This is a genomic window from Chitinophaga skermanii (assembly GCF_003259335.1).
GTDB classification, from domain to species: domain Bacteria; phylum Bacteroidota; class Bacteroidia; order Chitinophagales; family Chitinophagaceae; genus Chitinophaga; species Chitinophaga skermanii.
In genome coordinates, this window is sequence record NZ_QLLL01000010.1 from 104671 (window position 1) to 116519 (window position 11849).

At 40.3% G+C, this 11849-nt stretch carries 12 protein-coding genes; 8 read left to right on the top strand and 4 right to left on the bottom strand.

The genetic code is table 11. The features are described 5' to 3' along the window. The first annotated feature begins 35 nt into the window (after window positions 1-35). The 4 genes from LX64_RS22515 to LX64_RS22530 are packed head-to-tail and all read left to right on the top strand — an operon-like array spanning window position 36 to window position 1662. Complete coding sequence (locus LX64_RS22515; RefSeq protein ID WP_211324873.1) at window positions 36-461, top strand: bactofilin family protein; 426 nt, start codon at window positions 36-38, stop codon at window positions 459-461. Continuing rightward, entirely contained in the window at window positions 421-660 is a 240-nt protein-coding gene (locus LX64_RS22520) for an AtpZ/AtpI family protein (RefSeq protein ID WP_211324874.1), read from the top strand. The genes LX64_RS22515 and LX64_RS22520 overlap by 41 nt, the downstream gene beginning before the upstream one ends. Next, window positions 650-1039 carry a hypothetical protein gene (locus LX64_RS22525; RefSeq protein WP_111599955.1) on the top strand — a complete coding sequence of 130 codons (390 nt, stop codon included), beginning with the start codon at window positions 650-652 and terminating at the stop codon, window positions 1037-1039. The genes LX64_RS22520 and LX64_RS22525 overlap by 11 nt, the downstream gene beginning before the upstream one ends. A gap of 2 nt (window positions 1040-1041) precedes the next feature. Then, window positions 1042-1662, top strand: a complete 621-nt coding sequence (locus LX64_RS22530; protein ID WP_111599956.1) for a SprT-like domain-containing protein — start codon at window positions 1042-1044, stop codon at window positions 1660-1662. Here LX64_RS22530 and LX64_RS22535 read toward each other — a convergent pair. Then, window positions 1652-2071 (bottom strand): OsmC family protein, encoded by a 420-nt coding sequence (locus tag LX64_RS22535; RefSeq protein ID WP_111599957.1) that lies wholly within the window; start codon window positions 2069-2071, stop codon window positions 1652-1654. The genes LX64_RS22530 and LX64_RS22535 overlap by 11 nt on opposite strands. Before the next feature lie 125 nt (window positions 2072-2196). Here LX64_RS22535 and LX64_RS22540 point away from each other — a divergent pair, with 125 nt between their 5' ends. Continuing rightward, on the top strand, window positions 2197-3246 hold the full coding sequence (locus LX64_RS22540; protein WP_158538713.1) for a type IV toxin-antitoxin system AbiEi family antitoxin: 1050 nt from the start codon (window positions 2197-2199) through the stop codon (window positions 3244-3246). Then, on the top strand, window positions 3243-4028 hold the full coding sequence (locus LX64_RS22545; protein WP_111599959.1) for a hypothetical protein: 786 nt from the start codon (window positions 3243-3245) through the stop codon (window positions 4026-4028). The genes LX64_RS22540 and LX64_RS22545 overlap by 4 nt, the downstream gene beginning before the upstream one ends. Window positions 4029-4090: 62 nt before the next feature. Here LX64_RS22545 and yidC read toward each other — a convergent pair whose 3' ends face one another. Next, window positions 4091-5908, bottom strand: a complete 1818-nt coding sequence (gene yidC / locus LX64_RS22550; protein WP_111599960.1) for a membrane protein insertase YidC — start codon at window positions 5906-5908, stop codon at window positions 4091-4093. Window positions 5909-6375: 467 nt separating this feature from the next. Beyond that, window positions 6376-8031 carry a CTP synthase gene (locus LX64_RS22555; RefSeq protein ID WP_111599961.1) on the bottom strand — a complete coding sequence of 552 codons (1656 nt, stop codon included), beginning with the start codon at window positions 8029-8031 and terminating at the stop codon, window positions 6376-6378. 243 nt (window positions 8032-8274) lie between these two features. Here LX64_RS22555 and LX64_RS22560 point away from each other — a divergent pair, with 243 nt between their 5' ends. Together LX64_RS22560 and LX64_RS22565 are read left to right on the top strand one after the other, a co-directional pair. After that, window positions 8275-8796, top strand: coding sequence for an acyl-CoA thioesterase (locus LX64_RS22560; protein ID WP_111599962.1), 522 nt, complete (start codon window positions 8275-8277; stop codon window positions 8794-8796). Window positions 8797-8919: 123 nt separating this feature from the next. After that, complete coding sequence (locus LX64_RS22565) at window positions 8920-9927, top strand: hypothetical protein (RefSeq protein ID WP_111599963.1); 1008 nt, start codon at window positions 8920-8922, stop codon at window positions 9925-9927. Between the two features lie 213 nt (window positions 9928-10140). On the opposite strand, the gene LX64_RS22570 is transcribed toward LX64_RS22565, so the two are convergent. Continuing rightward, window positions 10141-11847 carry a RagB/SusD family nutrient uptake outer membrane protein gene (locus LX64_RS22570; protein WP_111600008.1) on the bottom strand — a complete coding sequence of 569 codons (1707 nt, stop codon included), beginning with the start codon at window positions 11845-11847 and terminating at the stop codon, window positions 10141-10143. Window positions 11848-11849 lie beyond the last annotated feature (2 nt).

The window sequence follows — 11849 nt, forward strand, 5'->3', positions numbered from 1 at the left end:
TAGATAAACTTTAAACCTGAAAAACCTTTAAACCTATGTTTAACCGAGGTAATACAAAAAGCGAAGGCGTAATGCCTACATCGAACATCAATATCATTGGTTATGGTACAACCATTAAAGGCGATATTGTATGCGAAGGAGATATTAGAATTGATGGCCAGGTAGAAGGTCTTGTAAACACGAAGGCGAAGATCGTAGTGGGCCCAGAAGGTGAAATCACCGGCGATTTACAATGCAATAGCGCGGATATCTTAGGTAAAGTAACCGGTATTATCAAGGTTGATGATATATTGTTCTTGAAAGGGAATGCTGTAGTTAAAGGCGATGTGTTCACGAAACATTTCGAAATGGAACCTACCGCGAATTTCAATGGTCGTTGCCACATGGAGCCTGCCCATTCCGAGGCAAAACCATCTAAGCATGAAAAATCAAAACTCAAACCAGAAGAAACTGCCGCCTAGTAACAAAGAGTTACTCATGCGCTACGCAGGCTTAGCTTTCCAAATGCTGGCCGGTATTGGCGTGGCGTTATTCGCCGGCTATAAGATTGACCAGTGGGTAGGCATTCGCTTCCCACTGTTCATGATAATTTTTTCTTTACTGGCATTAGCAGTACTTTTGTGGCAAATTATAAAAGATACTAGTAAGCATGATCGATAAATTCGTGATCCGTCTCGTTGCCTATTTCGCTTTAATCACTGCCGCATTATTTGTACTGAAACCGCAACTTCTATCCCAAAACGCACACTTCTACGTGCTCGTTGGTGGTAATGTATTCATGGCAGCTATTACAGCCCTCTCCTACCACCTTAATAAAAAAGGCCTGAAAGCTAAAAACAACAATACCTTCGTTCAGATGGTATACCTTTCTACCTTCTCTAAATTATTCCTCTGCTTAATCGCCATCGTAGCCTACGTGTTACTTACACGCGACAACATTAGCAAAATCAGCATTTTCATTTTATTAGGATTTTACCTCGTGTACACCGTCGTAGAAACCATTAGCATCTACGGCAATACGGGAAAAAATAACTCGTAGTCTTGAAAAAAGAACATCCTTTACAAGCACTCGCCAGCTATATGCCAAAGGGTGCTTTCGATTTAGTTGTTCCATATATCACTTTCTATAAAGTTGAACTAACGCTTACCCGTGAAAGGCAAAGCGTACTGGGCGACTATCGCCATCCCTACCAAGGGAAAGGGCACCGTATTAGCATCAATTCTACCCTGAATAAATACGCCTTCCTCATCACGCTACTGCACGAGCTAGCGCACCTTACCACGTATATTCAATTTGGTAACCGCGTAGCTGCTCATGGTAAGGAATGGAAGATGGAGTTTTCGAAGATTTTAAAGGAATTTGTTGGTCAGAACTTATTCCCGCCAGATGTTGAATTGGCCGTTCGTACAAGCCTACAAAACCCGGCTGCCAGCTCATGTGCCGACGAACAGCTGATGCGGGTGCTTAAACAATACGACGAGCAAAAAGAAAACCACTATCTCGTAGAGCAATTGCCCCCTGGCACTTTATTTAAAACCAAAGACGGCCGAGTTTTCCGAAAAGGGGAACGCATCCGCAAACGCTTCCGTTGCGAAGAAGTAACCACCAAGCGTATTTACCTCTTTAGCCCAGTGTACGAAGTGGAAATGCTTACGGCTTAACCTCTTTCAGTAATTCCCATTCATTCAACCGTACCGCGATACCCGTTCTCAACGAGTTATTTACTTCCGATACTTTATCGGTATGTTTCAACAAGGCTTCTACTTGTTCCCGCGGCGCATTGGATTTAATCTTCACATCGAAACGCACATTCCGCGCTTGGGCAGGCTCGCCCGCCCAATCGGCGTTCACAATAATTTCTACCTCCAAAATTTCGATATTAAAACCCGTGGCCTCGCGGTATAACACATTGCAATAAGATGCCCCAATCGACATCAATAACAATTCTTCCCCGCTAAAACCAATACCCATACCGCCTGCTCTTGGCGTTCTATCAATTGTTACGGCACGCGGGCCTGCCCATACAGTGGCTGCGCTTGTATCGTGAATGGTTTTCAGGTGTACTTGCATAACGTGGGATTTTTCAATTATAATTTACGGAAAATATGTTTTCAATACTTCTAGAAATAAATTTTACACTAACATAAATGTTCATTATATTTATATTGTTCATTGATCATAAAAAATATTACAATATGAACAACCATAAAGTACAAGAAGATAAGATTCTAAGAGAAGCTATAAATGTGTTTTATCAAGAAACTTTAGGTCGAATAGTAATTCATCCCATTCATCCTCCGAGTACTGTAGGCAAGTTTACCCCTGATGCTCTTGTAAGCATAAGTTTACATAATAGTGAAATACAAGATCTTTTTGTTGAGATAAAAGGTGAGCTAAACCCTCATATAGCTTACCAGGTATTACATAATTTAGGAAAGGAACCAACAAAGTGGTTGCTAGTTGCTAGATATATTCCTAATGACGTTAAAGAATTGTTTAAAACAAACAATATCAATTACATTGAATTAACCGGGAATATGTATATAAATATCAAAGGGGTTTATATATATATCACGGGTAGAAATAGCTCAAAAGCCAGGGTAACTACACTTGGTAAATTATGGAAGCCGGCTGGATTAAAATTCTTATTAGCTATTATTTCTAATCCTAATCGTATAAATGATTCTTACCGCGACATTGCTTCCTCTGCCGGTATTGCACTAGGTAATATAAGTACATTGATGGGTGAGTTAAAGGATGAGAAATTCATTGAGTCTAATGATGAGGGGAAATATCAAATTATTAATAAAAAAACACTTATTAATCGTTGGGTGGAATTATACCACGCAATAATGAAACCTAAACTATACAGTGGCACTTACAGATTTCTCAACTTAGATGTACAAATGAAGTGGAGTACAATTGAGAATGCAGAAATATATTGGGGCGGGGAACCTGGGGCAGATATTATCACGAATAATCTTACTCCTAATGATTTCACTTTTTTCACCTCATTAAATGGCAATGAATTAGTAAAGAAGCTTTTAATCATACCTGACAAAAATGGGAATGTAAAGTCCTACAATAAATTCTGGGGCGATATTACCACTGAAAAAATTCGACCTTCTAAAGAAACCGATGCCCTATCCGCCCCCCCATTACTAATCTATGCAGATTTAATCCATAGTCTTGATAGTAGAAATCAAGAACTAGCTAATACCATCAAAGAAAAATATCTATTATGATCCATGATATATTAACCCCAGAAATACTGGACCTCCTTGGTGATTTGGAAACAATCCTTGAAAAGCGGAATATTCCATATTACATAGTTGGTGCAGTTGCTCGAGATATAAACTTTGCCCAAGCAACTAAAAAACCAATGAGAAAAACAAATGATGTAGATATAGCGGTAATGCTAGGATCTGAAGAGGAATTTCAATCATTAAAACAAGAATTAATTGCCTCTACATTATTTAATGCACATCCCACTGAATTGATCAAATTTATTTACAAGGAATCTATTGAAGTAGATATTCTCCCATTTGGGGGAATTGAAAATAATGATGAAACAATTATTACGCAACCAAGGGTTTTTGCGTTAAATGTGCCAGGGTTTAAGGAAATACTCCCGAATGTGAACGAATACACCACCTCCAAAGGAAAGAAACTCAACGTTTGCCCGCTTGAAGGTATTATACTTTTAAAAATCATTGCAAATAACGATAGGCCTGGCAGAATTAAAGACATTACTGACATAGAAGATATTATCACTTCCTATTTAGATTTAAAAGGCTATGATATTTACCAAAAAGACTCAGATGTATTAGACTTTTATGATACAAGTGAAAATGAATATCTGCAGCTTGTAAATGCTAGAATTATAGGAAGACAAATAAGCAGGATTTTAAATAACAATAGTCATTTAAGAAAGCGCATTCTAACGATTCTTGACAATAAAAGGTCTGTCAAATACTGGCCAGAAATTGCTGCTGGAATTAGGGACATGAATATTCTTGACGAGTAATAACAGAAAGGCCGTCTCAATAATATTGAGACGGCCTTTTTATATCAAAATACTGAACGCGCTTATTTTTTACCTTTTTTCGCTTGCTCCTGCATTTCTTGTTGTCTTTTTTGCATTTCTTCTAAACGTTCTGACCATTTAGATTTCTTTGGTCCTTTCTTCTTATTCTCTTGAATTTGCAAGTGAATCTTATCGTGGTTGATAACGAATTTCTGAATTACCCACTGCAACAAGATCGAAATTACGTTCGATAAGAAGTAGTAGAAAGTTAAGGCCGCCGCCAATTTGTTGAAGATACCTAACAACATGATCGGGAACACAAACGGCATATACTTCATTACCGGGTTGCTTTGATCCGTCATACCACGGTTATAGAACGCCAAAATCAAGCTCGTGATCGTCATTAAGATCGTGAACAATGAAATGTGGTTACCGTAGAATGGTACGTTGAAACCGAAGTTGTAGATAGAATCGTAGGTAGATAAATCCGTAGCCCATAAGAAGCTTTCTTGGCGAAGCTCGATAGAGGATGGGAAGAAGCTATACATGGCTACGAGGATCGGTAATTGTAACAATGCCGGTAAACAACCTCCTAATGGGTTTACACCTGCAGAACGGAACAATTTCATTTGCTCCATACCGAAACCTTGTTGATCATCGCCGAATTTAGCTCTCAATGCATCGATTTCTGGTTTCAATACCTTCATTTTCGCCGCAGAAACGTACGATTGGTAAGTGAATGGAGAAATCAATAAACGGATAAATACAGTCAACAAGATGATGATAACACCGAAGTTGCTGATGAAACCGCTTAAGAAGTTAAATACAGGGATAATGATCCATTTGTTGATATACTTCACGAAGAAGAAGATACCAGATCCCAAAGGAATAATGCTTTCTAAGTCGATACCGAAAGATTTCAATGTTTTGAAGTGGTTCGGACCGTAGTAGATATCCATTGGGAATGAGTAAGCTGCCGAGTGATCGTAAGGAAGGTTCAATGTGGTCATTGCTTGGCCTACGATGTTGCCGCTTTCCGGGATTTTAGTATTGATATCTGCGCTAGCAAAGTTTTCTTTCTTCGCTACCATGGTAACGTTGAAGAATTGTTGTTTCACACTCACCCAGTTTACCCTGTCTTCTAACTTTTCGTGGTTTTTGCTCGACAAAGTAAAGTAATCGTGTTTTTCATTCGCGTAACGGTAATGAACTTGGTTGTTCATACGTTCGTTGTTAATGTCTTGCTCTTGTTTATCGAACTGGAGGTTCCATTGGAAAGGCAAGGTATTACCCGCGATTAAGTTTTGCATACCTACAGCGTTAATGGTAAAGTTAACCATATAGCTACCAGGTGTAATGGTATAAACGTACTCGATGTATTTGCTTGGATCGATGGTATTCAAACGGTAGGTGATAGATTTATCAGAGGCGTTTGAAAGGGTGAAATACAGGTCGGCCGTGTTAAGGGAACTGTTATTCACGGGAATTTTAAGGCCCATACGGTTAAAAGAGCCTTGTTCTAAGAAAAGTGGTTTCTTATCGTAAGTTTTGTACTTCTTTAATTCAACGCTAGCCGGAGCACCACCTTTATTAGAGAATGTGATTTTAAGGTCATCATTTTCCAATACTTGTGTTTGTTCTGTGCCAGTTGCTGCTGCTGCAAATGCGCCGTACTCGCTGTTCAATTTCGTGGAATCGATGCCCCCCGAAGGTAAAGTGGCTACAGGTGCGATTTGTTCCTTCGGCTTGTTCAAGTTGGCGATAGAATCTTGACGCTGTTTCTCTAATTGAGCTGTTTGTTGTTGGTTACTTTGGTAAAAGAAATATCCTACTGCTAAACCAATGATACATACGAGCCCGATAATCGTATTTCTATCCATGTAGTGAAATTAAAAAATTTGAGCAGCAAAGGTAAGCAAGAGAAGGCAAAGTGTGAAATGTAAGCGCAGGGAATGGAAGGTTATTTGGTTAATCTTTTAATAAAAATTGTTTCTTTTTGGTGATAATACATATTTATATTGATTATTAATTGGTTATGGAAGGTTTTCTGGCTAGGCAGCAGCTTTGTATAATTAGCATTCATCCTATTTGTTACTTTCTTTGCTTCTCTAAAGAAAGTAACCAAAGAAAGGAGGACAAACGGCAAATGTACTGCGTTGCCGTTTGATCGGGGCTGTGATAGAGCTTGGGTACTACTGTGCTGAAGGGCTGTGGGACGCTATTTAAGGGAGCGAGTGGGTTTGGTTGGTTGGATGTGCAGATATGGGTAAAATAGTGTTAGTATCAACATTATAAAAAAAGTCCTGCTAGTGGCAGGACTTTTTTGGTATTGATCGTTAATTACTTATTAGTCGTGTTGAGCAACTCTCTCTTCGTTGGCTTTGGCTTTGCCGTTTTTGTTTTCGGCGTAGCATTTAGCGGCTTTTACGAAGGAAACGAAAATTGGGGATGGTGCTTCCACGGTTGATTTCAATTCTGGGTGGAATTGGGCACCTACGAAGAATGGGTGATTTGGTAATTCTACCATTTCAACTAAGCCTGTAGATGGATTTTTACCGGAAGGAAGCATGCCTGCTTTTTCGAATTGTTCTAGGAAGTCGTTGTTAAACTCGTAACGGTGACGGTGGCGTTCGCTGATAGAAGTTGCGCCATAGATTTCTGCGGCTTTGGAACCTGGGATCAGCTCACATTCGTAAGCACCTAAGCGCATGGTACCGCCTTTGGTGGTAATTTTCTTTTGTTCTTCCATGAGGTTGATCACAGGGTACTGTGTATCTGGGTTCATTTCAGAACTGTGTGCGTCTTTTAAGCCAATTACGTTACGTGCGTATTCTACTACAGCCATTTGCATACCCAAACAAATACCAAAGAATGGTAATTGATTTTCGCGGGCATACTGGATAGCGGTGATTTTACCTTCGATACCACGTTGACCGAAACCAGGAGCTACTAATAAACCATCGAGGTTTTTTAGTTTTTCTGCTACATTCTCAGGTGTAATGTATTCAGAGTGAATATTTTGTACCACCACTTTACATTCGTTTACAGAACCTGCATGTACGAATGATTCGAGGATGGATTTGTACGCATCTTGTAATTCAACGTATTTACCGATTAAACCAATGGTAACCTTTGTTTTAGGATACTTCAATTTATCGAGGAACTCACGCCATTTTGTTAATTCTGGGTCTTTTCCTACCGGTAAACCGAGCTTTTTAAGGGTAATTACGTCCAATTTCTCGCGTTGCATTTCTAAAGGAACTTCGTAAATAGTTGGTACGTCGTTCGCTTCAATAACGGCATCTACTTGTACGTTACAGAACTGCGCAATTTTCTTTTTCAAATCGCGGTATAACGGTTCTTCTGTACGGCACACGATAATATCGGGGTGTACACCGTTTTCGCTCAACATACGAACAGAGTGCTGCGTAGGTTTTGTTTTTAATTCTTTCGCTGCGCGGAGATAAGGAATCAATGTTAAGTGCACCACTAAGCAATCCTCTTCTTCCAATTCCCATTGTAATTGACGAACCGCCTCGATGTACGGGAGCGATTCAATATCACCCACAGTACCACCCAACTCGGTAATCACGATGTCGAACTTATTGTCTTTACCCAATAAAAGGATACGACGTTTGATCTCGTCGGTGATATGCGGGATTACTTGCACGGTTTTACCGAGGTAAGCACCTTCCCTTTCCTTGTTAATAACAGTTTGGTAAATTCTTCCCGTTGTAACGTTGTTCGCCTGGGAAGTGGGCGTGTTTAAAAAACGCTCGTAGTGTCCTAAGTCCAAATCTGTTTCTGCACCATCTTCGGTTACATAACATTCCCCATGTTCATATGGGTTTAAGGTTCCCGGATCCACATTAATATATGGATCGAATTTCTGAATAGTCACTTTAAAGCCGCGCGCTTGCAATAGTTTAGCAAGAGATGCTGCTATAATTCCTTTACCCAATGAGGAAGTAACACCTCCTGTAACGAAGATATATTTTGCCATAAAAACTAAGTTCTGAAAGATACTTGACCTAAAGAGGAAGCTTGATTTGATTGGTGTATTGTCAAGTAATTTACTTCCGCAGGTCATGCAAAGTTACAAAAATTTGCACCCCTGCCAAGTACTTTTTTTGTCATGCTGCCTCTAAAAACCGCTGAAACGCTGTACCAGTAAAGGTTATAATAGATATACTTTGCAGATAAGTTTCCTTAACGTAATTTTGCGCTTCGAAAACACGATCTTTTTATGACCTTAACGCCAAAGAAAGCACAAGATTCCCTGATCATTATGACAGAACTCGTATTACCCAACGATACGAACACGTTCGGTAACCTTATGGGAGGACGTTTAATGTATTGGATGGATATTGCGGCTGCTCTTTCTTGTATGAAACATTGTGCGGCCCCCGTAGTTACGGCGTCGGTTGATAATATTTCATTTGAAAATCCCATCAAGCTAGGTAACGTAGTACATATCGAAGCAAAAGTTACGCGTGCATTCAACACTTCTATGGAAGTACATATGAAAGTATGGGGCGAAGACCCAGTTATGCAATACCGCTATAAAAGTAACGAAGCTTTCATGACGTTCGTTGCCCTCGATCCTAATGGGAATTCTCGCCCGGTACCAGCTATCGTTCCGGAATCTGATGATGAAATCAAATTGTTCGAAGGCGCTTTGCGTCGTCGCCAATTACGTTTGATCCTCGGCGGTAAAATGAAACCTGCAGATGCGAACGAGTTAAAAGCACTCTTCACAGAGCAATAACATATTCATTTTTTTTCTATAGAAGGCTTCTACCGGGTAGAGGCCTTTTTTGTTTCCCCTAATCAACTTTTCCACTTATATTTATTACTACCAAAATCTACATCGTTAAACCCACAATTTGCCATGAATCTACCATTCATTTACCTCGTATGCGGCCTCGCATTAGGCCTGCAAGCTTGTTCCGTTAAAGCATCGAAACAAGAGCATATTGAACGCCAAAACAGCCAAATTAACCAAGCTACTCGCCGTGAAATGCAAATCATTAGCGAGCAATTCATCCGCCAACTCGGCAAAGGTGATACCACGGCGGCCAAAAAAATGATGGCCCAACAACTGGTGGATAACCTCGACCGTTTTCCAGCATTGAGTGCTGCTTTTGCCCGGGATTTCACCGGGCTGCTTACCCTTTTGGAAGAGGTAGAAGTGTTATCGGATGGAAAAGAAGCAGTACATAACATCCAGTACGATTCGGAGTTACTGGGGAAATACAATTTCAAGTATTACATCGCCAACAAGCAAATGTACTTTGCCCAGTACTCGTTTGGCAACGATCAAAAGCAATTTTTGGTGTTACTGGGATTTGGAAGGGAGGATAAAGACAGTCAATGGAAGCTATTTAGGTTCTTTTACGGCCCTTACAGTTATTACCACAAGAATGCTGGCAGTTATTTCAACATGGCTCAGCAATACAAGCACAATAAGGACACCATGCAGGAATTATTGAACGCCTTCGCAGCACAGGCGTTATTGTCTCCTATTGGAGAAGCCTTAGAACTTGCTAACCAGGAAATTATCTATAAACATTACCAATCGGCCGTGAATGCCTTCGTACAGAAATACCCCACCGACTACCCTTTCCAACTGAAAGAAATCCCCAGTAAGCCAATGATTTATGCCTTCACTTTTAGTCCTAATGAGCAATCAGTAAGATTAAAAGTATCGCTGGTATCCAAAAAGTTCGATGATGAAGCCGGTTTACAAAAAGAACTGGAAGATATTACCGCGGTTTTAAAAACTAAGTTCCCCGGGATAACCGGTGGCCAAACAGAGGTAGTATACTCCGTTTGTGATAAAGATTATGTCAATAATGCCGGATTCCGCTCGAAAGAAATGATTATCAAGGTGATATAACAAGTAGCTTTAGCTCAAAATCACTTAACTACTTCATTATTAATAAAATAGATAGGGGGAGGATAGGCTTAGGATAGGGTGGAGATAGGCTTTAGATAGGGTGGAGATAGGGTGAGGATAGGCTATTATCGATAAAAGGATAGGGTTATACTAGTATTTCTATAGAAAAGGCTGCTTCTTGGAAGCAGCCTTTATGTTAAAGTTAATTATTTCTTACTGAACCCATCCTGGGTTTTGTTTTAATTCTTTACCCACATCTGTATACATCTTAATTTGATCTAGCGGAAGGGGTTCTAAGTAATTACGATCAGTTACCACTCTTTGTGCTACCGTTGAGTTGGCGGTCCAAATATAACCGGCTGATCCACCGCCCACTAGTTTATCTTTAGCGTCGGGGAATTGAGCCTTATTAATATAGGCACCATAATATTTTGTTGGATTTACCTTTGTATCGGCATAATCCAATTTCTTCCAACGCTTTAAATCGTCTAAACGCAATCCTTCGAAGACCAATTCTACGCGACGTTCGCGGCGAATTTCCCACAGTATGGATGAAACGGTAGGATCACGCTTAGGGTCATCGAATACATTCCCTGAGGTATCGGCAGGCATACCTCCTACCACTTTTAACGGCGCCATGGTAATATCTCTACCCCTAATTTTATTAATCGTACGATCAACGTCTGCTTGAGAAACTGCACCCAGTTCCGCAGCTGCTTCAATATAATTCAGCATTACTTCACTGATACGAATAATAGGTGCATCGCTTACATTCGTACTACTTTTAGCGGCAGCATCACCACTCGCAGCTAAAGCGTCGTCCAAAAATTTCACACATACATAGCCAGATGCTGAAAAGTTAGAAATGTTCCCATTTACACGGTATTGCTTTGCATACGTTGCCCCCATTCTTGGGTCACGGTTTGCAAATACGTCTGTAATGGTCGTATCGCCTTTGTACAAAGGTGATAAACCTATTGGCAACCCATCTTTACACAAATAAGATTCAATTAAATCTTTTGTAGGACCGTTGGGTTGGGGTTCCATGTTGTTATAGCTCATTAAGCTGTGTGTTAACAAAGCAGCTTCGTATTTACGGTACATCAACACTTCTTTGTTAGCAGACAGGTCAGCTGAAGCAAAAATACCACGGTAATTAGGGTTCACCGTATACAAACCACTTTTCAAAACTTCATCCGCCGCATTCTTTGCTGCTGTTAAGTATTTCGTAGCGCGTGTTTGGTCGATGTTGTGGTACTTTTCAAATGTTCCTTCAAATAGGAAAATACGCGACATGAATGCTAATACAATGTACCTGTCAATTTCTAAGCCTGGTGTACCATCTTTCAACTTCACATTTTTTGCTGCGAATTCGAAATCGGCCAATACGTTATCCATCACAGTTGTGCGTGGATCACGCGGCTTAAATAACTCATCAGTTTCTGTTTCAGTCATTACCTTATCGTAATAAGGTACATCGCCATAAGTACGTACTAGTTGGGCGTATTCCATCGCTCTAAAGAACCTTGCTACCCCTCTCCAATGGTTCATCGTTGCAGAATCCATCGGTACACGTTCTAGGCGATTGATATAGTAGTTCAACTTCCTTACGTTTTCAAAGTTCCAGCGGTAAGCACCGGCATCGGTTGCGGGTATCCTATCTGTAAACAAGGCGGGAGAAACTTGTACGAAATCGTCGTTGATTGTTTGTCCCATATAATATGAACCCGCGGTAAATCCAGAGCCATAACCACGGAAATACCTAGGATAAAATTGGTAAGCATACGTGCGTACGTTCGCTTCTGATGTCCAATATGAATCATCTACGAGCGCACTAGGCGGTAACTTCGTTAAGAAGTCTTTTCTACAGCTGGTCAATGCAACGCCTGCAAGCAATGCAGCATATATTAACTTTTTCATTG